Genomic DNA, 26248 nt, shown 5'->3' with positions numbered 1-26248 from the left:
ACCTCCTTTGAACATGCGGAGAAATAATCGTGCTGCCTGCCGGGCTTTGTGGTCAGCCCGCTTTTTTTGAAATCTCCCAGTTCAGATAAAATCTTACATTTATAACATTCGCATTGGAATACCCTTTTTGTGGGGTATAAGGAAGAATGTTCTTCTAAATGGAGGGACCTGCACTAAATGGCTGACCGTCAGAACAATGCCCGCTGCGCGAGCCATGGATCCAAATCGACGGACCCTTGTACGCCTAACAAGCGGTAGAAATAGCGGTAAACTTTGCGATAGTTCGAAAGATCCGGGGGAGGCAGTATCGTTGAATAGCCATTCAGGAAAGGGACAGCCGACTTCTCATCCAACACATATTCCAGTCCGACAAAATCGAATTCGCGGGGCGCTATCGCATAAGCTTCAACATCGACGACCGCAGACAGCCTGCCGTCTTGAATGAGAAACTGTGACGGGCCCAGATCAATCAGCACGGGACAGAAGTGATCCGGCACCGGCAGATCAACAAGCCTGCTAACCATGGCCTCGGCCACCAGCCGGATCTTGCTGTCATGCTTATAATCGCGTTCGACAAGCAGCCGCATGGTTTGGGACATACGGGCGTGGAAGGACGCTTTGCGTTCTATTGGACCGGTGGCCGGGTTTCCGAAGTAATCGTAACGATGCTCGTGCACGCGGGCCAGCCAGGCGCCTAACTGATGAAGAAGCGCATCGGATTGCCCGATAAACGAACGAAGCGCCTGGCCATTCATTTTCTCGACGACGAGATATTCCTTGCTCTCGATAACCGTGCGCGCATACACCCGCGGTGCCGGAATACCCGGAATTGCACCGAGCATGGCGGCGTTTGCTTCGAAATGCCGCATGAATCTCGGATCGATGCCGAAAAGATCGCAGCACCCCCACCAAAACTCCCGGGCCGGCGCCTCGGCCAACCGGGATGTGCGCACGATGCGCTCCTCCCGGGCCGTTTTGACCAGCCATACGTCGCTGGCATGCCCGGAATAACCGGGATCAAGATACGCGATGCGTTCGATCGGGTCGCGAAAAAGCTGCTGAAGCTTAGAATCGACAGCCATGTTTGGAACACCTCCATTCGCTTTCAATGAAAAGTGAGGAGCGCCGCGCACTCCTCCCCCCTAAGCCCATATTCGCCGGACTAATCTTCCATCTTCAGCACTTCCGCCTCGAACAACCGGTACGCATTTTCGATCCCCATCACGACACCGCGCGAATGATGCAGGTTCCTTTGGAGATCCGTTTGATTCGGGTCCGTTCGAGCAGCAGGCTCCAGTCTTCGTCGGATAGCGGCGCCGCCTGGACAAGCGATTCTAATGCCCGGTAATAAGTATCCATAGGTCCTCTCTTGTTTGAAAAAATGGAACGATACCACTGTCCACCACACTAGATTCCAACCATTTTCACACTGCTCATCAAATTCCTGCTGCCCCGATTGGAAGCAAATCTGTCCGTTCGCGCCTTTTTCTAATGATAATTGGATTTCCTTTATGTTATAGTTTACCGGGATGGACTATATTTTCACCAAAAGGAATGGTCGACGAAATGAATGCCATCATGGACCCTTTGAACAAACGGCTGGAAAAATTTATGCCTTTAATTACCCCGGCGGGAGTATGTATTGGCGTGCTGGGAGCTTTTTGGCTGAAACAGTATTCCTTTATCGTGCCGTGGATTTTTGCCGCGATGACGTTTTCCGGGAGCCTCGGTTCCAATTTCAAGGATTTGTTCAAAGTGATGACCCATCCGAAGCCGATCATCTGCCTGCTGCTGGTTCTGCATGTCGTCATGCCTTTCGTAGGCTGGATCGCGGGACATGTCTGGTTCTCGAACGATATTTATACGGAGACCGGATATATTCTGCTCTTCGTCATTCCGACCGGAGTCGTGAGCGTCGTCTGGGTTTCCATCTATAAAGGCAATATCCCGCTTACGCTGTCATTGATTTTGATCGATACGCTGCTGTCGCCGCTTCTCGTGCCCGCCAGTCTTTATGTATGGGTTGGGACGAAGGTTCAAATGGACGCGTGGGCGATTATGAAAGGGCTTTTATGGATGGTGGTTATCCCTTCGCTGATCGGAATGGCTCTGAACCAGTGGACGAAGGGCAGGATCAAGCAGGCGTGGGGACCGACGCTGAGTCCCTTTTCCAAAATCGGGCTGTTCGTCGTGGTCGCGATCAACAGCTCGGTGGTGGCGCCGTATTTGAAGCAGATGAACGGGAAGCTGGTCCTGATCATCGTCGTGACGCTGGTGACGGCTGCAATCGGTTATGTCATCGGCTGGGCTGTTTCCGTATGGCTGCGATGGGACCGGGAGACCGGGGTCGCCGCTCTTTTTAATTCGGGCATGCGGAATTTAAGTGCCGGAGCCGTGCTCGCTATTCAATATTTTCCGGCCCCTGTGGCGCTCCCCGTCATTTCGGGCATGCTGTTTCAGCAAATTTTGGCCTCCCTGTTCGGATACTTGCTGACCAAAAAACGGAAAGCGGGCCATCGTTCCGGCCAAGACGCAGCCTTATAGCCATTCATAGGCAAAAGGGATAGCGCGCGGACTCGTGAGCTTTATGTCTTCACGGGTTTAAGTTCAATTTGTTCGGAATGATTTTGCCACTTAACCAGCAGCTTCACGTCCGGATCTTGGGCCAAGGCCTGAATTCCTGACGAAGGAAGAATTGCATAAATCCTTGTTTCGGGCGCTTCCGCAACCGTTATACTGCCGCTTCCAACTGCGCCGCCTGCAGCGTATTCATAAGCAATTTCGCCGGTCGTTTTCGGATCCTTCCCGTTACAAGAAAACCTTTCATCGTTAGCTTCTCCGAGTTCTTCACTTTGTAAATGAACAAAGTAGATCCCCAGTTATCGCCATGACCCTTGAATTCTTGGACCAACTCGATATTTGAAGCCGTCAGTTCAGGAATATCTTCCTTTTCGATTCCTCCATAATAATTAGCTTCTCCCGCACAGCCGCTAAGAGCAATCGCACACCATGCGAGCATGAATGATATTGATATATCCATTTCATTTTTTCCTCCTCCCTTCCTATATATCGTGCGTTCATTCCCTACCCCGTTATATGCCGGAAAGCCGCGGGGGATTCAACACACTTAAAACTGCCGAACCGGGCTGCGGCGCCGGTACAATTGGAGGCCGTAACGAATCGCTTCGTACACCGCTTGTCCGAGCGCGTTTCCGATTTCGGTACTCACGCCCATGTAGCGGTGAGTAACGCCGTATTCGGCATCCTGGATGGACGCGGTCACGATGGCATCGGTCGTCGTGCCGGTAGCGCGCCTGCCGGCTGCGTCTTCAACCCCTTCATCCTGCAGGGCGGCCGCCTTCGCTTCCGTAGACGTAATAAAAGCATTCAGCATCGCACCTTCCGTAACGGAGGCGTCAAAAAGAACGACCGTGTTGATCGTGCCGGGATGATAGGCCGGAAACAGCGGTGTGCAGCGTATTCCGCTGCGAGCCGCGTTGCTCACCCCGACCGTAGCCAGAACGAGCATCCGAAAATCCCGGTGCTCTGCGCGGATCGCTACGGCATCCCTAAGGTCGACAGCCGTCATCATGCCTGCCGTGGCGTCAACCGGCAATAAGAGAGATCGAATGTAGCTCCGCATTTCCAGATCGGGATCATCCGGGTTATAAGTGGAATCGACATGACGATTGACGATATGCCGGCAGCGATGAAAGCCCCCGGCCAGCAGCGACGAATTGGCCGTCAGCATCGGAGCGGCGGAAGACAGCACGATATGGCGCTCGTCCCAAATCAGTGTCGTCCCGGGCAAAGCTTCCGGCCTCTCCCGTATGATCCAAGGTTCGGAAACAACCGGCATCGTATGTATTCATTCCTTTTCTTATTTAAGTTTCCAGAGGATAACGTAAGTATATCAAAGGCCGACAGGCATATATACATTCCCTTCAACCAGGTGGTATAATGGCGTCATCATTTATATCGATGTTCAGCAGGAAATTAAAATATGAATCGATGAAGACACCTCGACGCGGGGGTCTTGGTATTACCCGATTGGACAAGCTGTGCGATCCGCAGCGGCGGAGAGCCGGCCCGAATGTTTTGCGGAATTGTATGCGCTCTCAGCGGTATTAAGCCTACGTGGAGCACCGGAAACGGAATATGAAATGGAATCCAAAACATACGACGGAGCGTGATCAGGATGAAAGTCTTATTTATCGGCGGAACCGGTCTCATCAGCACGGCGGCTTCCAAGCTGGCGGTTCAGCAGGGATTTGATCTGTATCTTTTAAACCGGGGCAATCGGGACACGTTTATACCGGAAGGCGCCACGGTGCTTCGCGGCGACATCCATAATCGCGACGAAATGGAGTCGCTTTTGAGCAACAGCCATTTTGATATCGTGGTCAACTGGATTGTTTTTCATAAGGAAGATATCGAGCGGGACATCAACTATTTTACGGGTAAAACCAACCAGTATATCTTCATTAGTACGGCGGCTACTTATCAGCGGCCTCCGGCTTATTACATTTTGGACGAGTCCACCCCGCAGCACAATCCCGGATGGGACTATGCCGTGAATAAAATCGCCTGCGAGGAACGGCTTATCCGGGAATACCGCGAAAAGGGCTTTCCGATGACGATCGTGAGACCGTCCCATACCTACGGCGATACCAGCATACCTTTCGCCATCACAAGCTGGGCCCACCCGTGGACGATTATCGATCGGATCCTGAAGGGCAAAAAAATCATTGTCCCCGGCGACGGCACGTCTTTGTGGACCATTACCCACAATACCGATTTTGCAAAAGGGCTGGTAGGTTTATTAGGAAATACGCAGACGCTCGGCCATGCCTTCCATATTACCTCCGACGAGGTCAAAACGTGGGACCAGTACCTTGCCGCCATCGGACAAGCGATCGGTGTGGAGCCTCAGCCGATTCACATTACCTCCGAATGCATCTCGCGGGCTATGCCGGAATTCAAGGCTCCGCTGTTCGGCGATACGTGCAACAGCTATGTACTGGACAACAGCAAAATTAAACGGTTTGTCCCCGGATATACGGCAACCACCAGCTTCGAGCACGGGATTCGGCAATCCATCGCCTATTTCAGGCAGCACCCCGAGCTGCAAACGGTAGATGAAGCACTCAATGCCAAAATGGATCAATTAATTGCCGCTTACGAGGCGTTTTTGACGAGTGTTTGAGGCTTTCGGCAGGAGGGATTTCTTGCACGATTGGAATCTATTAATCGACAACGGGATCGTAAGGCAATTAAAACCCGGTTTCCGGGCATGGGTAAAAAAGTTGACCAATGGTTCTCAACCCCTTACTCGGACACTGTTTGCCTGATTACGATCCTTGTAGATCTATTAGCCTTCACAATTTAATCCATGCCAGGCACGACGAGCGACGTAAAATCATGGCTCGATTCCGACAAAAACCCTATAGGCTTCAATCCACGCCCGCATCGGCACTGGATAGGGGTAAAAAAAGACCTCAAGGATTGCCCACCAGCTGTAGTTTTAGAATCAACGGGACACTGCCACTTGTGACTGGTAGCTCAATTACGAGTACGTCAAAGAAAAAAACTCCCAACCTGGGAGCTCAGATTATAAAATCAATAAATTCTAGCGATCGCAGCATACAAGCTTTGGTCCAGTTACGAAACCTGACTCGTGCCTCAAGCCGAGGATCCACATAAACATAATTTCAGTTCTCCCCGGTGACGATCATTTCGGCGATACCATAGAACGCCTTCCTGTGCGCCCAGCGTTCATCATGCATCATGCGATGAAATCGCGGCTGCTCGTTGTTTCTTCCTGTAATGTTTGATTTCTTGATCCGAGGAGACGAGGATCGGTAGAATTTTTTCGCTGCTGATCATGAATGTCTTACATAACGGGCAAACGGGTTGCTCTTTGAACGAGAAGCTGTCCCTCATCCAGACCTTGCATTCTTCTCTCATACAAGACCAGATGGTGGTTATTTCTTCGGGTAAATTCTCCAGCGGTTTATTCCATGAATAAGACATCGGACTTTCCCCCTTAGAAATGGCAGTAAAAAAGAAAATCCCCAAACGTTAGGCTTGGGGATGGTCTTACTTAGTAAATTTTTACGACGTTTTCAGCTTGCTGTCCGCGGTTCCCTTGAACCACGTTAAATTCTACTCTCTGCCCTTCATCAAGGGACTTGAACCCGTCTCCTGCGATCGCGCTAAAATGTACGAATACGTCTTCGCCGCCTTCGACCTGAATAAAACCAAATCCCTTTTCTGCGTTAAACCATTTAACTGTTCCTGTTTGCATAGAAACACCTCCTAATTTTACATGAGCTTCTTATTCGGTTAAAAATAAAAAATTCACATATTGCACAAGGTTAGTAATTAAAATATTAACCCTCTGCGATATGTGAATTCAGGTCAAAATTCCAATAAATCGATTTTACCACACTTTTAAAATAATAACAACCCCATTTCAATAACATGACAGACAAAACACTAAGACGACAAAGCCTTCAAATTCTACAATATGCAGTGACTGCAGCATGCCGTTTCGTCCAGAATCGGAAGTGGACTTTCACACAAAGCGCTCGATGTAAACGTTCCGATCCTGCCGGCTGTCTTCGCTATAAACTCATCGACAACAACAGTACTCGAATTCCTTATCTTTTAATTAAATTTTTAATGGAAAATGACTTCGGTGACAATCTCCCCCTCTGTTAAATGCCGTTGCAGTAGCAATCTGCATCCTTACTGGTTATGACCAGTCACTTCCACATGCATCACGCAGCGAAATATGTTTTAATATACCAAAGGAGCGTGATTCAGTGGACATCAAGTCGTTTCTGTATCCGAAGAACGAGGTCTCTTACCTCATGACCTCATCCAATATGAAAGAAGCGTTGGATAAATTGGAGGCGAGCCAGTATACGGCAATTCCGATTTTGGATGAAGACGGCAAATATTTCGGGACGTTATCCGAAGGAGATTTGTTATGGAAGCTGAAGGCTACGCCCGGCCTCGGCTTCGATACGATGCACGAAATTCCTGTCATCTCCATCAAAAAACGATTGAAAATCGAATGCGTCGAGATCGGCGCCGATTTGGACGATATGCTGGCTCTGGCGGCCGATCAGAATTTTGTTCCGGTCGTCAACGCCGATCGTGTCTTCCTCGGAATTATACGCCGCAAAGATATCATTGAATACTATACCCGGAATATTGCGGATTAGGTTGAAATAACCGACGTTTGAGGAACAGGCTGCCGATTTAGTTTCGGCGGCCTGTTTCTTTTAATCCTCCGTTTTGACAGACTTCCAACGTTTAGAGAGTATTGTTCCATGTACCTCATTGTACAAGTTTTACTTATTTAAGACTTATTTCAACAGCTTCGACAAGATGTTCTTTTGCTGCAAAGCGCCAGATAATCTCTGCATAGTGTCCTTTTTTGAGGGCTGAAATGTCGGTTCTCACCTTTTGATGATTTGTATTACGGTAAATCTTCGAATTTTTTGTAATGGTGAACGGAGGAATGGGTTCATCATTTTCATCCGGTTGAGATCCGGGGCGAAGATTGACCAAAATGATTGTATCCCTTTCACTGTTCCGCTTACCTTTTCTACATAACCAATATCTCCGGCCGCCTTATATGTGGTTTGACCTTCTTTACTGCAACCGGCCAAAATAAAGATAACGACTACAGCAAGGAGGCTGAATACTAAAGGTTTTCTCAATGTAAAACCACTCCTTGGATAAGAAAAGCTTGAAGCTCACGTATAGACTTTTGAATGCTTCACGAAAGGAGCTCCCATTTCACCGAATACAAAATCAAGCAGGCAAAGCCCGCATGATTGGACTCCGCCTGCTCGCCTATATCTAATTTTGCCCGAATCGCGGCACTCCCTGCATAAAGGCGCTGCCCGGGAGGCGCTCGGAGTTCCTCGACTCCGCGTCAGGGAATTGCCGGCGTACCGGTCCCGGGCGCAGGAGGGAAGGATGCCCCCGGTCCCTGCGAAGGCGGACCCGGAGAACGCTTCTCCCGCAGCAGTCTGCGCGCCGCCTCGGCCAACAGAGCGGCGACGACCGCCATAGCCGCGAGCGTCCACAGCGCCTCGCGCTTCTGTTCGGGCGAGCGGTCGAAGTGGGCGTGCCCGAGCCTTTTCGATGCCTGCTTCATCAGCGCCAGCTGCAGCTCGGGGTTGTTCTGTGTGCCGCCGGCGTTGAGACGGAATCCGTTCCGTTGGCCCGGTTTGTCAAGACCTTCCTTGACCGTCAGCGTTACATCAATACCGAGCTTCGCGCAGATGTCGAGCAGCGGCTTCGAAAAAGCGCCGTAGGGAAAGGCCAGTACATGGTTTTGAGCGCCGAGCTCCCGCTCCAGGACGGCGTTTGCCTTTTCCAGATCGGCAGTCACCCGCTGTTCATATTCTTTCTCCGTCTCCCGCCTGCCTTTGTCTTTCAAATAAATACGACCGGTCAACGCCGGAATCAGATGCCGGCCCTTCGCGTCCGTCGGCTCATACAGATGCGAGTCGTACGAATGGTTGTAGAACGAAATCCCGTGCTTGCTCATTTCTTTCACCTGGTCCCAATTTAGCTTGGGAACCCCTGGGTGCCGGGGGTTGCCCACCGTGCCGACAATCAGGAAGCTGGTTGCCGGTACCCCGTACTTGCGCAAAATCGGGTAGGCGTACTGGTAGAACGATTCGTAACCGTCATCAAAGGTCATTAGCACCGCGTTATTGGGAACCGGATCCCCGTGCAGGACGAAGTTTCGGTATTGATCCATCGTAATCCAGTGAAAATTGTTAGCCTTCATCAGTTCGAGCTGGCGCTCTAGCTTCTCGGCGGGCAGCGCGCTGGGATCGCTCGGCTTGGGCTCGACTTCGTGATACATCAGCACAAGCACGCGCTTCTTGTAGTATACGCCTTGCGGCTGGTCGATACCGGGCTTCAGTCCGGTGTACATCGGCGTCGTTCCCTCCGATTCGCCGGCGCTTGCCGCGCTGCCGACGCCGTAGAATAACCGTCCGACAAGCGGCAGCCGCGAATGATAGGCCTGGATCGTCAGGATGCAGCAAAACGCGGTCAGCCCAAGCAACAACAAGGATAGAATGAGGATTCTCGTTTTTAAGTTCATCATAGGGCCACTCCCGCCGTGAAGTACAAATCAATTGCGTTTCCAATCGCAATCGTCACTTTATGGACGCGGGTAAATCACCAAAAGTTTCCGTCTCCAACATTTTATTTTTCGACAAAAAACATTGAAAAGATGAGGCGAATATCGTCGACCGGTCTGCCTTTTTGTCCGACGTATGGACAGGCCCTTTCCGGCGGTGCGCAGCCGTTCGTTTTCCGCATGATTTGGGCTCAAATCCGCATTTGCCCGTTAAAAGGCAGGGCCGCCGCCGCGCCTGCTCCATTTTTCACGATCGTATTCGCTGAAGAGGAATGCGGCGGGAACGCCCGGATAGTAGACGTGGTATATTTTATGCTCCGTTAAAAAAAAACATCGGTCCCCATTCCCGATTCATTTGCGTATGCAGAATAATCCTTTACTAACTGAACCCACACGTTATCGTTAACAACGAGGTTCCAATCGACATCTCCGGCACCGTTTGGCGCAGCTTCGGGAATCCGTTTCTTTGCCATTGAGGACCATTGTTTGCTGATCTCATAAATGCCCTTCATTTTCTTGACTTGTTCCTCGTTAAGCGTGAGAGTGGACTTCGCCGGCGTGCAATCCCCGAGGACTCCGTTTCCGATCAGCTGCCTGGCCAGGAAAAAATGAATGTCCTGCGCTGCGTTTGCGGTAATGGGGTTCGTTTGTACGCCGTTTGCCTTCTTCAATAAATTTGAGGCTTGAAGCATTTCTTCAAATTCCCTGCCGATCGATTGAAAGTTGGAACAAAGCGCTCCCGCCTGATCGGGCGGCATTTCTTTCTTGCCGCTGTTCATGTATTGATGAAGGATCTCTTCGTTAGCGAGTACGGCTGTCACAAAATTTGATAAAGATGGACTTAGTTTAGCGGAAACATAACTTTTATAGTTCTGCTTGTCCTTAAACTGCACAAATATAATCATGATTGAGATCATGAACAAAACGGTGCTTATGGACACTGCAACAAGAAGTCGTTTGATTGTCATTTAGCTCAATTCTCCTGTACCGAATCTTATTGCTTAATCTTAATATTTCAGATGCTCCATCACAATCTTTATTTTGTATCATACATCCCGGGCGCTAGGCGCCATGCAAGATGCGACAATAACGTTTCCGAAAAATTGCCCCGTACAGTCGAAAAAAGTTTACCGGGTTAAGCATTGCAGCAACAAACGATTAAATGCCGCTTGATCGTCAACGTAATCGGCCGTATATTTGTTCAACATTCGAATACCCACCGCATGATGCTGAGGAAGGATGACGCAGTGACACCCTGCGAACAGGCTGCTCTCCCCAAAAAATAAAACAATACCTGCGGAGATCGCTCCGATCCGCGAACGTAACGAGCCCGCAGCAGGACAGCTTGTCAGTATCAATGGCCGACTCGGAATTTAACCGCAGGGACAATTTAAGGTATAATGTCTGAGGGCCTCGTTCCGACCGCAACTCGACTGTCTTTAATTTGAAGAAGGAGCAGTGAACGAAATGAAGTACACATCATTGGGAAAATCGGGCCTGAAGGTCAGCCGGCTGTGCCTCGGCACGATGAACTTCGGCTGGACTACGGAAGAGAAGGATGCGTTTCGCATCATGGATGCGGCGCTCGATGCGGGCATCAACTTTTTCGATACGGCTAATCAATACGCCTTGGGCCGCACGGAGGAAATCATCGGCAACTGGTTCAGCCAAGGCGGCGGGCGCCGCGAGCGCACCGTACTCGCGACGAAGGTGTACAACGACATGCATGACGACAACGACGGACCGAACCGCGAAGCCGGCTTGTCCGCCTATAAAATCCGCCGCCACCTGGAAGGCTCGCTGCGCCGCCTGCAAACGGACCATATCGAGCTGTACCAGATGCACCATATTGACCGGAACGCGAGCTGGGCCGAGCTGTGGAACGCGTTTGAAACGGCCGTTCATCAAGGCAAAATCGGCTACGTCGGCTCAAGCAATTTCGCCGGCTGGGATATCGCGGTCGCGCAGGGCGAAGCGAAAGCGCGCGGCATTCTCGGCCTCGTCTCCGAGCAGCATAAGTATAATCTGCTCTGCCGCCTGCCGGAGCTGGAAGTGCTGCCGGCGTCGCAAAGCCTCGGCCTCGGTGTCATTCCGTGGAGTCCGCTCGACGGCGGCCTGCTTGCGGGCAATGCGCTGCGGGGCAGCGCGGGCGGACGCAGCGGCGACACCAAGCGGCTCGAGCAGCACCGTCCGCAGCTCGAAGCGTTCGCCAAGCTGTGCGGCGAGCTCGGGGAGCGCGAGGACGTCGTGGCGCTGGCCTGGCTGCTCGCCAACCCGGCGGTGACCGCGCCGATTACCGGCGTCCGCACGATGGAGCAGTTCGAGCGCACACTGCGCGCCGTCGAGCTGGAGCTGGACGAGGCGACGCTGAAGCGGCTCGACGAAATTTTCCCCGGTCCGGGCGGAGATGCGCCGCGCGCTTACGCGTGGTAACGCATGCCTGCCGCGAATCGAGAACGGCCCGCAGGTTGATCCTGCAGGCCGTTTTTTCTCATACTTTCAGCAAAAGTTTGCCCACGGTGTTTTTCTCCTCCAGCAGCTCATGGGCATCGGAAGCCTTCTCCAAAGGAAACACGCCGAACAATTCCGCCCTGATCTCCCCGTTCGCCAGCAGGCGAAGCGCCTCTTCTGCCGCTTGACCGACTTCGGCAGGATTGTGCTGGCTGTATCCTCCAATATTGAAACCTTTCAGGGACTTGTTGGATAACCAGATCTCGTTGGAGGATTGATGAACATCTGCTTCACCGCTGGCGTTCCCTAACATGACCATTTCCCCCATAGGACGAAGCAGCTGCTGGCTGAGCGTACGGGTGCTGCCTCCAACCGGATCAAGTACGGCATCGAGTCCGCGTGTCCCGACCAGCTGCTTGATCGGCGCGATAAAATCGGATCGGAGAAACATTTCGTCGTAACCGAGAGAAGAGGCGAGCTTTGTTTTCTCGATACTGCCAACGGTGCCCAGCACCTTGCCTGCTCCGAAATGCCTTGCGATTTGGCCCAAAAAGCTGCCGAGCCCGCCTGCCGCCGCGTGAACGAGAATGTTGTCGCCTTCCTGCATGCGGATGACGTTTCGGATCGTCATATATGCCGTTGTCAGATTGACGATCGCTGCCGCGGCGGAAGCCATGTCAAGCTCCCCTCCGAGCCGATCCAGAGGGACCGTCAGCTCCGGCCTCACCTGGGCCACGGATGCATATCCGCCCAAATCCAGCAGCGTCATGGATACCACAGGCTGTCCGACATAGAAGCCTTCCGTTCCTTCCCCGATGGCCCTTACGTATCCCGATACCTCGAGCCCCGGCACAACCGGCATCGGCACAAGAGATCCGAGCTCCCCACGCCGCAGCAGCACATCCACATACCCGACTCCAATGTAAGCCACATCAATGGTAAGCATGCCCGGTGCCGGCTGGGGATCCGGAAGCTCCCTCGCTTCCAGGTCTACAGCCTCGCAAGGCCGATCGATCACAATCGCTTTCATGTAAAACAACCTCCTTCAGCTTCGTTTGCACTCAGTTTAATCAACCTTGAAGGAGGCAGCCACAGTATGTTTATACGGGTAACCGGATTACCAGGCTGCGGCGCTATCGTCCGGTCGCCTCAAGAAATTCCTTTAATCTCTGCTCTGTAGGTGTACCCGCGATAGGCGTATAGATACAGCAATGAGGATCCGTGCTGCCGTTCAGGCTGACGAAGGAGTTGATTTCAAACGACAGCAACCCCGCCCGGGGGTGGTTCAGGATGAATGGGCTCGCTTTTTTCAGCTGAATATCGTGCAGCAGCCACAGGGAGCCGAATTCCGCGCTTTCTTCCGCCAGACGTTCGGCCGTTTCCCCGAACCAGGAGTCACCCGAATGACGATCGTAATTCGAGCGGAATACCGCCACGGAGTATCGAGCAAAATCATCCCAGTTCGAAATATGATTGCGGTAATACGGGTCCGTAAAAAAGATATTCATCAGGACGCGATCCCGATCGGACATCGGCTGAAAGTCGGCGATGATCGCGCTGGCCGCCCGGTTCCACGCGAGCACTTCCGTTCGATCATTGGCGATAAAAGCCGGATAAGCCAATTGGTCGATAATCTTTTGCCACTCGGGCTTTACGCTGCCCGGACCGTGTGGCGCGAAGGACTTCTCGGGACTCCACAAGCGGAGCAAATGCAGTCGTTCGTCCGGAGACAGTTGAAGCGCCCGACCGATGCTTTCCATAACCTCCCTGGAAGCCGTCACCTCCCGTCCCTGCTCCAGCCATGTATAATAGGTGACGCTCACGCCGGCCAGTACAGCGACCTCCTCCCTGCGAAGCCCGGGAGTTCTCCTCCGGCCGTAGGAACCCGAAATCCCGGCCTGTTCGGGCTGAAGGCGTTCCCTGCGGGACTTTAGAAAATCTCCCAAGACCTTCAATCTGCCGCTTTCCGTGGACATGGCAATCCTCCTTGAAGCTTAATGGCTTTAACGTCTGCTGATCGGGATGCTATCGCTGTTCATAGTACCGGGCTACCTGATCGAAGGATAGCTTGGGCTCCCACGTCATGTCGGGGTAGCGTATCCCACGCCCGTCCGCATAAGTTTTAACCAAGCCATAGCTGGCCATATCAAGATCGTACAGCGGATCCTGATCATGAACCCATACCGGAGCGACAAACGTGAATACGAATGCGCCCTCCACATCCGCGTCATCGAAAATGGCCAGCTGCTCGGCGAGTTCTTTCGCTTGCAGGGCCTCGTCCCTCACATATATGCCGTTGAGGCGCTTCGGCGGCTGAGTTGCACGATCCACAATCATCCATCCTCTTCCGCCCGCCTGGTCGGCCCCCTGATACGCACAACATCCGAATTCGGTGATGATGACCGGCTTGCCCCATTCGGAAAAGGACTTGAGCTTGCCGGCATAGGAAGCTTTATTGTGGGAAGAGCGGTAATAATCAAGACCGACGTAATCGAACAAACCCCAGTCCACGGCCTCGAGCGGCGCCGAAGCATACGTCACTTCGCCTCGAAAAACGCTGCGGACATTCCGGATGGCTTTTGACAGAAAAGCCTGCAGCAGTTTGTTGTGCGCGCCTGTCTTGACGATTTCGATAAAATCCGGACGATCGACTCGTTCGTAGATCGTGTTTCCAGGCAGTAAGCCTTGCATAAACAGCGTTAACTCGCAGCCCAATATAAACACCAGCTTCGAATAGCGCCTACGCAGCAGCTCGCTTTTCTCGGCGCAGGCTATCGTGTACGACAGCGTTTCTTCTTCATCCATGTCATGAATCTGCGGCGACAGCCATACTTCAAGGCCTTGTTTCAGCGCGATCTCCGCTGCCGTCATCAGGCGGTCGGGATCGGTACCCGATATCCTGATGGCATTGCAGTTCAGGACATGTTTGATAATCGCGATTTCGCGGCGGACGACTTCGGTATCGAACGATGGCCGTGTCCGTATCATCGAGCCCTTCGTTTCAACGCCCACATCATAATGGACTCCTTTACGATTCACGAGCTTCCTCCTTGGGCAGTGTGATCTTGTTATGCCGCAAATAAGTCAGAACCGCTTCTCTCAAAAAAGAGAGCGTCGCTTCTTTCAAATCGGAGGCTTCCGGCGGCCAACTGCTCTCGTTCATGATGACAGCCCCCATATCGCGAATGAAGATCAGATCCTTACCGGTCATCCGCGTGACAACGCTCCACCACATCTCCGCCAATTGCTGGCCTTCCATGCCGTCAGGCTTCTCGTTCCTTTGGTACAGCTCCATGAGCTTCGCCGTTAATGCCTGCAGTTTTGGATAGAAATCCGCCGCGCCATCTTCGTCAAACCGCTCCATGAAATAGGCGATCTGTTCCTTGGAAATATGGCGGGTTAAAAAAGAGTAAGGATTGTCCGCTCTGGATGCCCTCGTGATCATCAGAAGTCTTTCGATTCCAATTTCGTTGTCCGATTCGAGCTCCTCCATGCTCTTATCCAGCTGGGTAATCGTCTGTTGAAGCTGCGCCATTTGCTGAGCCAATAACATTCTTTGATGCTTGAAGACCTGAGACAGTTCGGCAGTCGAATCCGCCGGCAGCACTTTCCGCTTGATCTCCCTTAAAGAAAAGCCCATCGATTTTAGAAAAAGAATCTGCTGCAGCCGAATGATATCTCTCCTGCTGTACATGCGTCGTCCGCCCTCGCTGTACCCGCTCGGGATCAAGAGCCCGCTTTTGTCGTAATACTGCAAGGTGCGTACCGTCACGCCGCATTTTCGTGCAAGTTCACCCACCGTGAGAGATTGCTCCTGCTCGCTGCGCATTGTCCCACCTCTTGTTATTAATGGTAATACGTGACGTAACGTCATGAGCAAATCCTTTTTTACGCGCCCGCCTTAGGATGATAAGATCACTTTTCGATGCGGAACATGAGGTCGGATGGGAGATGCTTCCCCGCCGTCACGGCTGTATCGATGAAGCCCCCATCCACTTCCAGGATCGCTTGAAATAGCCGCAAGGCGTCCTCCTTGCTGTCTTCCCCCAGATCATCCCTGAAGCAGACGTCTTGCGCGCACTCGATCAAATCCTGAATTACCCGTTCCAAAAGGTAATAAGTGAGCGCCGGCCAGTCCATTTCCGCGTCTCCATATCCGGCAAAAAACGGATGGGCCTCGGGCTGCGCAACGAAAATGAAATCGCGCTCTTTCGGAGCCAGCATGATCTCATCCCAATCGATGACAAACACCTCGTTATCTCTACGAATCAGGTTGGCCGGATGCAGGTCCGCGTGACAAATGACGTACGTTAATTTCTGTTTTTGGAGTGCATTCCCCAGCTTCTCCATTCCGGTTACCACCGTGTGAATCGTGGTCCGATGGGCCATCCACACGGCCCGAAGCTTGCGTTCTACCGCGCTTTTGCCTATTGAGTGCGCGTGTACATCCTCGAAGTCACGAACCCGCCGGGCATATTCCTTCGGATTAAAGGTCTCTTTTCGTATGGACTCGAAGCCGGCAGCCGGCAGCGCGATCCGGTGTATTCGTTTAAAGACGGCACCTGTCTTCTCCCACTGCCCGTCCGACAGCTCGGTAAAGCTTGACTCGCCGCAGATAAACGGGTAGACCATGACCGTCCAGCCCTCCACCTGAATCCACAATGAACCAGACGCGGTAGGGACAGGAGCTACGACGCAATCAATGCCTTGATCGTTGAGGTAGCGAGGAACCAGACAACCGGGTTCATACAAGGGCCTGGACGTGACTTTGATTAAGTAGGCCGCATCTTGATCGCTCACCGCACGGAATACGCCGGCTTGAAAATCAAATCCTAGCGGAAGAAACTCAAGCTGGATCAGCCTCAAAAGATACTGCTCCTGAATACGGGAACGAAGGTGTTCCGTTGATATCTTTGGTTGTTCTCTCATTGTTTCGTAGATCCTTCCTTTTGTAATGTTTCAATAGACCAAAAATGAACGATCCCCTTTCCAATCCGAATCTTATTTGTGATAAAATGGATGGTATCTCGATACGAAGCCGTTTATCTGAGTTCAATAAAATCGGAGGTGGCACCCGTTAAAGGTTTAATAATTTGTGTTTTATGTCTTTTGCTGGCCTCATTAGAAGGCTGTTCGAACCTCATTTACGATTATCGGGATACCACAAATGAAATTATTGTTTTACCAAATAATTACCGCATATTTAAAGGTAATTCAGATTTGCATTTTATTGCAAAAAAACAAGATTATTCACCTATTGCTGTCGATTCTGACGTTTATCGGATTGGATGGGATGAGCAGTATGTCTTGTACAAAAGAAAATTCGCAGCCAATTCATTAGAACTAGGATTACTTGATACAAAAACCGGAACGGCAACAAAGCTATCCCTTGAACAAAATGTTTCCGATCAACTGGCGTATCTTAAAATAAAAAACATCCCTCTAAAAGATGTAAATTCTCTTTTTGATAAGAAAACCGCCTGATGGCGATCTTAAGTTAGTACAGCAGAGTTCATCCATTCTAAATTGCTTGATGAGGTACCATCAAACTATGATTAACTTGTTGTTTTTGGATTATAACAGCCATCAAATTCATAGTGGTAATCGTTGTCGATCCGGATATAACCGAGAATGCAATGCCGCCTGTTCCTGCGAAAAACACAAGAATAATTTTGATTATCCCTATTCCCCTCGGCAACCAGAATTTCTTTGTCATCGCATCCGAGAACAATCCCGATGTGGTCATGAGATTCATCGGATAAAAGCTTCTCATAGATAACGATGTCGCCGCGTTCCGGTGTATAATCTTCCTGCCCATCATAAAAGAAGAATCCGGTTCGTTTCGCCCATTCCAACCAGGCGGCTACGCCGGCAAATCTGCAGCAGCCGTTCGGGTAACGAATCGGCAGCAGGATGCCCGCTTCCCTACAGCAGTGGTACACGAATGCCGCGCACCAGCTCCCTCTTAAGACCTCATAAATATCGGATTCCGGCCAATACTTGCAGATTTCCCGATATCGTTCATCATCTGGTATGCCGATAATGTTTTGGCTCGCGAGCTCTTCAGAAATGTCGGCTAACAAGCGGCGCTTGTCTTTCGTGTTCCCGCTCGTTTGTGTATCATGGATCATTGGCTCTTCTTCCCATTGTGCCGAGATTGTTAAATCGTTCAATATACGGCGAAGCCTTTTAACGTCTGACGGCGGTAATGGCTGGCGGCCCGATTTTCGAAAAAAATGATGAAGCACTATAGCGTCCTTGATGATCTCCTCAAATGGGCCATGGACACGATCTCGGATATCCTGGTAGAATATTGCCCGAAAGATGGCGGTTTGTTCCTCCGGCGTAAAAATACCGGTATCTCTTATCAGGGGTCTCGCGGCTTCGGCGCTATTCGGCCCGGGAAAATCGTTGATTCCGGTTTTATAGAAGTAATAGTGGCAAAGCAACCCCGCGATAGATGCAAGTTCCGAATTTTGTCCTCTCATCATCGCAAGCATTGATGCCAACGTCGATACTCCGTAAAGATGTACAGCTGCTTCCTGTTTTTTAAGTAAATGATCCAAAGCCATTCCCATTTCACTGATGAGCAGCCGAACGTTTTCAACCCGCGTATGCGTACCTTGACAGGCCATCACTTCATCCTCCCCGTGCGAACGGTGCCATTAAAGCCGGATCTCGCCTCAGTCTCATAAGTAACATACAATTCATACAAGAAAAGGAATAGACTTATGCTGAAATTTTTTATAGAATATGATGCATTTATGGCTTTTTAAATATCCGTTTTGGTCGTTTTCCCAGCCGGCACATCATCGTGCCGGCTTTATTGTTTTCGTTAACGTAAGCTGCCCAATATGGCATACTTCGTATAAACATGGATTGCTTCGGATGGGCGAACAGCCACTTGCTTGCTGTAGACGTCCCGCCCTTCTGGGACGATGTCCATTGCCCCGGAACAAATCGTGCATACCTTGAAAGAAGGCGGGGAAATCCAGGAGAAAGCGGGTTGGACGTGCGAACGATACGGAAGGTATGGAAAAAATTCGCCGTTGGCGGCCATGTGACGGTTACGGTGAGAGCCAAAGGAATCCGGACCCGAATCCGGCGTCCGCTTCGCAAAGGGCTGAAAATCATCCTGATCGTCAACAATCAGTTCACGGATGCAGCGAATTCCACGCAGATTGCCAGCGGCGCAGGTAAAAGCAGCGCTTCCGGCAGCAACGCCGCCATCGCCTCCTCCAATACCGGGCAGCAGCACAGCGTCGGAGCCGGAGGTACGGCCTCGAATACAGGCATGGAAGGCACGCAGTCCAAGCATAAGGGACGCGGCAAGCGCCGCCGCCGCAAGCACAGGTCCCGGCTTAGACACAGCTCCCGTCATAAGCACAGCGGCCGCTCTAAGCGCGGAGGACGCCGGTCTCGAAAAAAAGAAGACCTCGTCATCGTCCTGAACAATAAAGTGCATGAAGCGAACGGCGATACCACGGCGGCGACACAGCTCGCCAGCGGGGGAAAAGACTACAGCGCCGGCGGCACGAACGCGGCGATCGAAAGCTCCAACACGAAGCAACAGCAAGGAGTGGGCGGAGGTCCGGGCGCTCAAGCGACCAATTCCGGCCTAAACAGCGATCAGATCAACTGAAACGATCTGGCAGCCGGGTTGTCTTCCGGTATTGCGATGGCGACATGCCCGCCCATTTCTTGAAGGTTCGCGTGAAATGGGCTTCGTCAAAATAACCCAATTCCTTCGCGACGGCGTGAATCTTGGCATTCCCGGCTTGAAGAAGGCCTTTGGCCTTCTCGATCCGGTACTGATGCGCGTAGTCCAAAAAATTGATGCCAAGCTCCTGCTTGAACAACGTGGACAGATAGGTATTGGACACGAACAATTCGTTCGCGGCGCCGGATAAAGACAACTCCGAAGAGTTGTAATTCGCTTCGATGTACCGGACAGCCTGCTGAACGATTCGCCGCAGCGTCTTATTGGGATTCAGCAGCTCGATGAATTCACGCATTGCTCCATAGATTAAGCCGGACAGCTCGTCGATGGTTTCGATTTGTTCCATTTGCTCGACTCGCGGCAGGTAGCTGGCGGCCCAATCCCGATAATGCAAGTCCCGTTCTTCTGCGAGCTGAATCAGACGGGTAAGCAGGGACATCGTTTGAATATGAATTTTTCGGATCGAGCCGGTATTCACTTGCTGAAACCGGCCCAGCCACGTTTCCGTCACGTTCAGAGCCTCGGCGAATAAACCGGAGCGAAGGTGCTCCACAATGGACTGTTCCATGTTTAACTGTTCCCAGTCAACAACCGTCTTGTGGTCCGGGTCGCGCGAGCCGCATAATTCGCGATAATAATATTCTTTTCCGGTACCTTGGTAAAATCTGAATTGCAGAGCCTCTCGCGCCTCCCGGTAAGCCATGTTCAGCTGATCGATAGAAGCGTGCGTGCCACTGATACCGATGCTGGAGGTCAGCTTCAAATAGGCGTTCAGATTGGCTTGAACGGCTCGAAGCCCGTCTCTCAGTCTCAACGTCATCGATTCGGAGGCGCCGTTTATAACGACGGCAATATCCAAATCGTCATGAACCACCTCCACCGGCTGAAGCAGCACGCGTTCCAGCGTTTCTTGCACGATATTGGCGGCCGCATACGTTAAGATTTCCAGATCCTGCTGGCTGTAATGCAGTTGATTATACGTTTTACGATCCAATGTGACGGCCATCGCCACGATTTGTTCCGGATGAATCCGCATATTCAGCTCGGCCATTCGTTCGATTCGATGCTCGAAGGATTGCAAGGGATGATGCAGCCATTGCAGCAGCACGTGGGATTTGGCGATGGGGATATGCTTCAGCAGCTGATTCACGTTATCCTGCTCGGAATGCCGCTCGTAAATCCGTTGTACGACTTTGCGGAACGTCGCTTCCACCTGCTTCGGAGAACAAGGCTTGGTCAAGAAATCCCAGGCCCCGAGGCGAATCGCTTTTTGCGCGTTGTCAAAATCGTTGTAGCCGGAAATGAGAACACAGGCGGTATCCAGTTTCCGGTGATTTACTTGAGCGATGAGCTGCAATCCGTCCAGGATGGGCATCCGAATATCCGTGAGCAAAATGTCAATCGTCCCCGACTCCAGGTAGGACAGCGCTTTGAAACCGTTTTCAACAATGCCGTCGATCCGGATATCCAGCTTGGCCCAATCGACCATCGTGAGCAGCCCTTCGCGAAAAGGAGCCTCGTCCTCTACGATCAATAAATTCAGCATGCTTATCGCCTCCCGTTATCTAGCGGAATGGACAGGGTGATACGCGTTCCCGAGCCGAGTCTGCTTTGAATGTCCATGCGGGTATCCCGGCCGAATGTAAGCTGCAGCCGGCTGAGGATGTTGACGAGCGCAAAGCCCCTTTCCGGGCTTGAGCTTGCTTGCCGCCCCGTTTGCAGCAGGAGGATCAGTTCCTGCAGCGTATCCTCGGCTATTCCTGCGCCGTTATCCGTAACCTCGACGACCATGAAGGATTCCCTCGACATCCCCCGGACTTGAATGAATCCGGAATCGTCCGGCAGCGGTTCGATGCCATGTACGACCGCATTTTCAACCAAGGGCTGAAGGATGAGCCTCGGCACGATGACCGGCCGGATATCCTCATCGACGGACGTTTCGTACTGGAGCTTCGCCGGATTCCTCATTTTTTGCAAATACAGATAATTTTCGACAATATCGAACTCCTGCTGAAGGGTGTAGCTCACCTTATCCGCGCTTAGGCTGATCTTAAACATATTGGACAAAGAGAGGATCATTTCGGCGATTTGTTCTTCTTTCCGGGCTTGTGCCGACCAGGCGATCGTATTTAACGTATTGTATAAAAAATGCGGATTGATCTGGGATTGGAGAAGCTTGAATTCCGCCTGCTTCTGCTTCAGTTCGGAGGCGTATACGTCATCGATCAGCTCTTTGATGCGCCGGACCATGACGTTGTACCCCATCGCGAGGTTTCCGATTTCATCCTTGCCCTTGACCGTGACCTGCTGGCTGAAGTCGCCCATTTGGAATTTTCGCATCGATTGCAGCATGATTTTCAGCGGATTGGTAATGACGTCGGACACGGCCCAAGAGAAAAATATGCTGACGATCAGCGTCGCCAGAACGATGAGCATCGTAATCCACTTGATGCGGTTCAGCTGCTGCAGCAGGGTCGTCCGAGGCTGGTAGACCAGCACATGCCAGCCGGTAAGCTCGGACTTAAGATCGGCGAAGACCCAGTCCCGGCCGCTGATCGCGCGGTCGATTTCAGAGGTGTCGTGAACGGGAAGGGTATAGAAAGGTAAAGCGAATACCGATTGCCCGATCCATCTGCCGTCGCTGTCCGAGAGAACGGTGCCCTGACTGTTGAAGACGACCAGCTTGGTTTGCGCAAGCGCCGACAGGTAGGTATTGCGTATATCCTGTTCGTCAATCCCCAGAATCAATACGCCATCCGGCTTCAACGTAACCTCGTCCTTCATCACCCACGTCAGCAGCAGTTTATTTTTGCTGTCTCCATGGAAGATCGTTTGGCCCCGGCCGGGAACCTCCACGCTCCAGCTCGCGATGCTCGGATTTTTCAGAATCCGGTCATAGTGAAATTCCTTTTGGAACTCCTGAAAGGATATGGCGGTTGACAGTCCCTTATTATTAAATTGAATCGCAGGGAAATTGGGTGAATAGATCGTCAGATATTGAAAAAAGGGCCGCGTGACCATCAAACGGTTGATGGAATCGATTACATTATAACTCACCAGATACGGCCGGTCAGCCGAATGCGCGGACAGCAGCTGCTGAATTTCCGGGATTAGATATAAATATTCCGCAAAGTTGAGCGCGTCTTGAGCGACATAATCCAGATGATCGATTGCTTGTTTGGCCGTCCCTGTCTGCTGGACCGATATTTTCTCCACAATTTCATTGGCAGCGGATACATAAGAGTAGACACCGGTCGATGTAATCGTTAAAACCAGCAGCGGAATAAACCAGAGCAGGATTTTAACGCGTATCGGAAGATTATAATACCTTCTCAGCAAGGCGGGCACTCTCTCATGGGGTATCTCCTTCTTACAAGTTAAAATCCGTTTGTCTAATGATAATAAAGAAAGCCCTTTCAAACAACCTGAGATTTGTACATATGTTCCGAAAATTCATACAAGTCGAGGCCGACGATGCGGCGTATGCTGCCCGAATCGCTTCCGGATAACCGAATTTCAGCGCAAATCTATACAAGAAATTCAAAAAAACGAAGGATTACGCATGCTCTTCCGGCCCTCTATAATGAAGTCCAAAAGGTGGTTGGCCATGAACAGAACGAAGCCGGCGGCATTCCTGTCCAGCCTGGCGGCCTGCTCCATGCTGCTTCTCATCCTGTCATGCTGCAAGTCTAATTCTTCCGGATTAAAGACCGGCGCCGAAGCGAAGTCCGCCCGGCCTCCCGTCGTACTGACCTTCTTCTCCAACAACCCGGACCGGACGGCAGGCCAAGGGTTAGTCGAGCAGCGTTTGATCGACACGTATTTGAAGCTGCATCCCTCCATCCGAATCCTTGTCGATACCTTGTCTCCGGACCCGCAGTATCAGGATAAGATTAAAATCGAGAACGCCTCCAATCAGCTGCCCGATATTTTCGCTTATTGGCCCGGCGTAACGTTCTTGGCGCCGCTCGTCAACAATCATGCTTTGGCAGAATGGCAGGACACCGATGTGCAGGACATGGGATTCGTTCCGGAAGCGCTGGATTCGTTCCGACTGGACGGCAAGCTTTATGGGCTTCCTAAAAATCAGGATTTCTGGGTGCTCTATTACAACAAGAAGATTTTCGCCGACAACGGGCTGAAAATACCGGCGACGCAAGCCGAGCTGCTCCACGTGTTCAAGGTGTTGAAAGCCCGCCATATCATCCCGATCGCGATGGACGGTCAGGACCCATGGACTTCCATGCTGTGGCTGAGAACCATGCTGGAACGAGCTTCCGGTTCATGGGACTATAGCCGGAAGGCTATGGATCGAACGGATTCGTTCCTTCATCCGCCGACGGTATTGGCCGCATCGGCCATGCAGGAATGGATTCGAGCCGGTGCATTCGGAAGCAAATTTCTGAACGACGATTATGCCACCGCGCGCTCGCTGTTCGGTCAAGGCAAGGCCGCCATGTATATGATGGGGGAATGGGAAATGGGCATCGCGTTCGACCGGAATTTTCCGGAAGAAGTGCGCTCTTCGATCGGCGCTTTTCCGATCCCCTCCATCGATGGAGGCAAAGGCCACGCGGGAGATCTCGACGCCTGGTACGGAGCCGGTTTTCTCGTATCGGACCGTTCCGTGCATAAAAAAGAAGCGATGCAGTTCGTGAAATGGATGTTTCGGCCGGAAGGCTGGACGAAGACCGTATGGCAGAGCGGCATCGCTTTTCCCGCTCAGGATTATCGCGGCTTCATTACGGGCCGGGAAGCTCCCGTTCAGCAGGACCTGCTCGGCATCTACAGCAAAGCCGCCTCATACAGCGGCGATACCGGAGGACTGGCCTTCGTGCCCCAGGCGGAGAAAATGTTCAATGACGGGATTCTGAGACTGGAGGGCTTGCAGCAGACTCCCCGGCAATTCGAGCAGCTGTTGGACAATGCGGCTGTCCTAACCCATGATCAATTCGCAAAATATTAAAAGCGCTTTCGTGAACAGCCGTCATTTATTTGAAGGAGGGAAGACATTGAGGCGGAAGAACGGGATTGTGTTGGAGCTGAACAAGAACAGAACGTTATTCATGATGGTACTTCCCGCCATCCTGTATTTTATTATGTTCGCGTATTTGCCGATGGCCGGTATTCTGCTCGCTTTCAAAAACTATCAGTACAACCTCGGGATTTTCGGGAGCCCTTGGGCGGGACTGGATAACTTCAAGTTTTTTTTCACCTCCGGCACCGGGTTTATCGTCACAAGAAATACGATTCTCTACAACTTCTTCATGCTCATTACGTCGCACGGATTGGCGATTCTGATCGCGGTCGTCCTTACGGAGCTGCACGGCAAATGGTTTAAGCGAGTATCACAGTCTATCATTTTTCTCCCGTATTTCATGTCGTGGATTATCGTCGGGGTGTTCGTCTACAACCTCTTCAACGATGAGACGGGCGTGCTCCAAACTGTCATGAAAGCGCTGCACATGAAGCCTGTCTCACTCTACAGCCTGCCTTCGATATGGAAATATATCATCCTGTTCTTCAACTCCTGGAAGTGGCTGGGCTACAATTCCGTCGTCTATATCGCCGCCATTGCCGGGCTGGACGAGGAATGCTACGAGGCTGCGGACATCGATGGCGCGAACGTTTTCCAGAAAATTAGAAATATTACCATTCCCGGCATTATGCCGACCATTATCATTCTTATGCTGCTTAATATCGGCCGCATCATGCGCGGCGATTTCCAAATGTTCTATCAGATTGTCGGCAATAACGGGCAGCTGTTCAATGCGACGGACGTGATCGACACTTACGTGTTCCGGTCGCTGATTAACAGCGGCGATATCGGGATGTCGGCCGCTGCGGCCTTCTACCAATCGTTCCTGGGCTTCTTCATCATCATCTTTGTGAATTTTCTCGTGAAGAAATACAACAAAGACTACGCGTTGTTCTAAGGAGGCCGGCCATTATGTCCGCAAGTTTCGAATCCGCGCGCATGCTGCGCGACCGCGCTCAAATCGGGGCCCGGAGAAGCGGAGCCATCGTTGTTTTTAACATCCTGGGTTACTCTCTGGTCTCCGTTGCCGCTTTATTATGCCTGATTCCTTTCCTGATGGTGATCTCGGGATCCTTCACTTCGGATCATGCCATTTCCAATTACGGCTATTCGCTCATTCCGAAGGAATTTTCGGTGAAAGCCTACTCGATTCTGTTTCGTTATCCGGAGGACATCCTGCGGGCGTACGGCGTATCGATTTTCGTCACGGTATGCGGCACCTTCCTTGGATTATTCCTGGTCTCGATGACCGGATACGTACTCAATCGCAAGGACTTCAGGTACCGCAATGTCATTGCGTTTTTCTTCTACTTCACGACGCTGTTCAACGGGGGTCTGGTCTCCTACTACATCATGATGATCCGCTACTATCACCTCAAGGATAATCTGCTCTCGCTGATTATTCCCGGCATTCTCAACGTGTTCTATCTGATCATCATGCGAAGCTTCATGAGCAGCATCCCGGAGGCGATCAGCGAATCGGCCAAGATTGACGGCGCCGGCGACTTTACGATTTTCTACAAGCTGATCCTGCCGCTCTCCAAGCCTGCTCTGGCCACCATCGGGCTGTTCATTGCCTTGGAATATTGGAACGACTGGTACAACGCCATGCTGTTCATTACGAGCAACGAGAAATTCCCACTGCAATACATGCTGTACAACATGCTGTCCGAGTCCGAATCGATCAGCCGGATTTCGGCTACGGCGAACGTCAACGTACAGGATATGCCGACGCAATCGTTGAAGCTGGCTATGGCGGTCATCGCCACCGGACCCATCATTTTCGCTTACCCCTTCGTGCAAAAATATTTCATCCGGGGGATCACGGTAGGCGCCGTGAAAGGATAATGCCGAGCAATCG

General features: G+C 51.6%; 26 protein-coding genes. 9 read left to right on the top strand and 17 right to left on the bottom strand.

Translation table 11 applies throughout. The features are described 5' to 3' along the window. Positions 1-188 precede the first annotated feature (188 nt). Entirely contained in the window at positions 189-1082 is an 894-nt protein-coding gene (locus PD282_RS02475; protein ID WP_274648813.1) for a phosphotransferase family protein, read from the bottom strand. 139 nt (positions 1083-1221) lie between these two features. After that, positions 1222-1359: a hypothetical protein gene (locus PD282_RS02470; RefSeq protein ID WP_274648812.1), complete on the bottom strand. Its 138-nt coding sequence runs from the start codon at positions 1357-1359 to the stop codon at positions 1222-1224. Positions 1360-1575: 216 nt separating this feature from the next. Here PD282_RS02470 and PD282_RS02465 point away from each other — a divergent pair, with 216 nt between their 5' ends. Next, positions 1576-2544, top strand: a complete 969-nt coding sequence (locus PD282_RS02465; protein WP_274654977.1) for a bile acid:sodium symporter family protein — start codon at positions 1576-1578, stop codon at positions 2542-2544. 187 nt (positions 2545-2731) lie between these two features. Here PD282_RS02465 and PD282_RS02460 read toward each other — a convergent pair whose 3' ends face one another. Together PD282_RS02460 and PD282_RS02455 are read right to left on the bottom strand one after the other, a co-directional pair. Continuing rightward, entirely contained in the window at positions 2732-3040 is a 309-nt protein-coding gene (locus PD282_RS02460) for a hypothetical protein (protein WP_274648811.1), read from the bottom strand. 87 nt (positions 3041-3127) lie between these two features. Further along, positions 3128-3811 carry an adenosylcobinamide amidohydrolase gene (locus PD282_RS02455; protein WP_274648810.1) on the bottom strand — a complete coding sequence of 228 codons (684 nt, stop codon included), beginning with the start codon at positions 3809-3811 and terminating at the stop codon, positions 3128-3130. Between the two features lie 387 nt (positions 3812-4198). On the opposite strand from PD282_RS02455, the gene PD282_RS02450 reads away from it, so the two are divergent. Beyond that, positions 4199-5206, top strand: a complete 1008-nt coding sequence (locus tag PD282_RS02450; RefSeq protein WP_274648809.1) for an SDR family oxidoreductase — start codon at positions 4199-4201, stop codon at positions 5204-5206. Between the two features lie 572 nt (positions 5207-5778). On the opposite strand, the gene PD282_RS02445 is transcribed toward PD282_RS02450, so the two are convergent. Together PD282_RS02445 and PD282_RS02440 are read right to left on the bottom strand one after the other, a co-directional pair. Beyond that, complete coding sequence (locus tag PD282_RS02445) at positions 5779-6033, bottom strand: cold-shock protein (RefSeq protein WP_274648808.1); 255 nt, start codon at positions 6031-6033, stop codon at positions 5779-5781. A gap of 70 nt (positions 6034-6103) precedes the next feature. Continuing rightward, positions 6104-6307 (bottom strand): cold-shock protein, encoded by a 204-nt coding sequence (locus PD282_RS02440; protein WP_274648807.1) that lies wholly within the window; start codon positions 6305-6307, stop codon positions 6104-6106. 520 nt (positions 6308-6827) lie between these two features. Here PD282_RS02440 and PD282_RS02435 point away from each other — a divergent pair. Then, positions 6828-7232: a CBS domain-containing protein gene (locus PD282_RS02435; RefSeq protein ID WP_274648806.1), complete on the top strand. Its 405-nt coding sequence runs from the start codon at positions 6828-6830 to the stop codon at positions 7230-7232. Positions 7233-7365: 133 nt separating this feature from the next. On the opposite strand, the gene PD282_RS02430 is transcribed toward PD282_RS02435, so the two are convergent. The 3 genes from PD282_RS02430 to PD282_RS02420 all read right to left on the bottom strand — a co-directional run bounded on the left by PD282_RS02430 (position 7366) and on the right by PD282_RS02420 (position 10146). After that, positions 7366-7581 carry a hypothetical protein gene (locus PD282_RS02430; protein ID WP_274648805.1) on the bottom strand — a complete coding sequence of 72 codons (216 nt, stop codon included), beginning with the start codon at positions 7579-7581 and terminating at the stop codon, positions 7366-7368. 370 nt (positions 7582-7951) lie between these two features. Continuing rightward, entirely contained in the window at positions 7952-9142 is a 1191-nt protein-coding gene (locus PD282_RS02425) for a polysaccharide deacetylase family protein (RefSeq protein ID WP_274648804.1), read from the bottom strand. 356 nt (positions 9143-9498) lie between these two features. Further along, entirely contained in the window at positions 9499-10146 is a 648-nt protein-coding gene (locus PD282_RS02420; RefSeq protein WP_274648803.1) for a hypothetical protein, read from the bottom strand. A gap of 499 nt (positions 10147-10645) precedes the next feature. On the opposite strand from PD282_RS02420, the gene PD282_RS02415 reads away from it, so the two are divergent. Continuing rightward, the gene (locus PD282_RS02415) at positions 10646-11611 is read left to right on the top strand and encodes an aldo/keto reductase (RefSeq protein WP_274648802.1); all 966 of its coding nucleotides are present in this window, start codon (positions 10646-10648) and stop codon (positions 11609-11611) included. Positions 11612-11669: 58 nt separating this feature from the next. On the opposite strand, the gene PD282_RS02410 is transcribed toward PD282_RS02415, so the two are convergent. The 5 genes from PD282_RS02410 to PD282_RS02390 form a co-directional block, all read right to left on the bottom strand. Then, the gene (locus PD282_RS02410; protein WP_274648801.1) at positions 11670-12659 is read right to left on the bottom strand and encodes a quinone oxidoreductase family protein; all 990 of its coding nucleotides are present in this window, start codon (positions 12657-12659) and stop codon (positions 11670-11672) included. A 103-nt stretch (positions 12660-12762) separates the two neighbouring features. Then, positions 12763-13605: a helix-turn-helix transcriptional regulator gene (locus tag PD282_RS02405; RefSeq protein WP_274648800.1), complete on the bottom strand. Its 843-nt coding sequence runs from the start codon at positions 13603-13605 to the stop codon at positions 12763-12765. Positions 13606-13654: 49 nt separating this feature from the next. Then, positions 13655-14668, bottom strand: coding sequence for a hypothetical protein (locus PD282_RS02400; protein ID WP_274648799.1), 1014 nt, complete (start codon positions 14666-14668; stop codon positions 13655-13657). Beyond that, complete coding sequence (locus PD282_RS02395) at positions 14658-15458, bottom strand: MerR family transcriptional regulator (protein WP_274648798.1); 801 nt, start codon at positions 15456-15458, stop codon at positions 14658-14660. The genes PD282_RS02400 and PD282_RS02395 overlap by 11 nt, the downstream gene beginning before the upstream one ends. An 86-nt stretch (positions 15459-15544) precedes the next feature. Beyond that, positions 15545-16558 (bottom strand): phosphotransferase enzyme family protein, encoded by a 1014-nt coding sequence (locus PD282_RS02390; RefSeq protein ID WP_274648797.1) that lies wholly within the window; start codon positions 16556-16558, stop codon positions 15545-15547. A 78-nt stretch (positions 16559-16636) separates the two neighbouring features. On the opposite strand from PD282_RS02390, the gene PD282_RS02385 reads away from it, so the two are divergent. After that, positions 16637-17113 carry a hypothetical protein gene (locus tag PD282_RS02385; protein WP_274648796.1) on the top strand — a complete coding sequence of 159 codons (477 nt, stop codon included), beginning with the start codon at positions 16637-16639 and terminating at the stop codon, positions 17111-17113. Positions 17114-17184: 71 nt separating this feature from the next. Here PD282_RS02385 and PD282_RS02380 read toward each other — a convergent pair whose 3' ends face one another. Beyond that, on the bottom strand, positions 17185-18264 hold the full coding sequence (locus PD282_RS02380) for a CHAP domain-containing protein (RefSeq protein ID WP_274648795.1): 1080 nt from the start codon (positions 18262-18264) through the stop codon (positions 17185-17187). A 377-nt stretch (positions 18265-18641) separates the two neighbouring features. Between PD282_RS02380 and PD282_RS02375 the strand changes: the two genes are divergently transcribed. Then, complete coding sequence (locus tag PD282_RS02375) at positions 18642-19271, top strand: hypothetical protein (RefSeq protein ID WP_420832340.1); 630 nt, start codon at positions 18642-18644, stop codon at positions 19269-19271. Here PD282_RS02375 and PD282_RS02370 read toward each other — a convergent pair. Together PD282_RS02370 and PD282_RS02365 are read right to left on the bottom strand one after the other, a co-directional pair. After that, positions 19264-20895 carry a helix-turn-helix domain-containing protein gene (locus tag PD282_RS02370; protein ID WP_274648793.1) on the bottom strand — a complete coding sequence of 544 codons (1632 nt, stop codon included), beginning with the start codon at positions 20893-20895 and terminating at the stop codon, positions 19264-19266. The genes PD282_RS02375 and PD282_RS02370 overlap by 8 nt on opposite strands. Before the next feature lie 2 nt (positions 20896-20897). Beyond that, positions 20898-22688, bottom strand: coding sequence for a cache domain-containing sensor histidine kinase (locus PD282_RS02365; RefSeq protein ID WP_274648792.1), 1791 nt, complete (start codon positions 22686-22688; stop codon positions 20898-20900). Positions 22689-22956: 268 nt separating this feature from the next. On the opposite strand from PD282_RS02365, the gene PD282_RS02360 reads away from it, so the two are divergent. The 3 genes from PD282_RS02360 to PD282_RS02350 are packed head-to-tail and all read left to right on the top strand — an operon-like array spanning position 22957 to position 26235. Continuing rightward, positions 22957-24315: an ABC transporter substrate-binding protein gene (locus PD282_RS02360; protein ID WP_274648791.1), complete on the top strand. Its 1359-nt coding sequence runs from the start codon at positions 22957-22959 to the stop codon at positions 24313-24315. Between the two features lie 46 nt (positions 24316-24361). Beyond that, positions 24362-25285: an ABC transporter permease gene (locus PD282_RS02355; RefSeq protein WP_274648790.1), complete on the top strand. Its 924-nt coding sequence runs from the start codon at positions 24362-24364 to the stop codon at positions 25283-25285. Positions 25286-25299: 14 nt separating this feature from the next. Next, entirely contained in the window at positions 25300-26235 is a 936-nt protein-coding gene (locus tag PD282_RS02350; protein ID WP_274648789.1) for a carbohydrate ABC transporter permease, read from the top strand. The last annotated feature ends 13 nt before the right edge of the window (positions 26236-26248 follow it).

It is taken from the genome of Paenibacillus humicola (assembly GCF_028826105.1).
Classification (GTDB): Bacteria; Bacillota; Bacilli; order Paenibacillales; family Paenibacillaceae; genus Paenibacillus_Z; species Paenibacillus_Z humicola.
The sequence above is the reverse complement of the archived record's forward strand: the minus strand, read 5'-3'. Positions and strand labels throughout refer to the sequence as shown.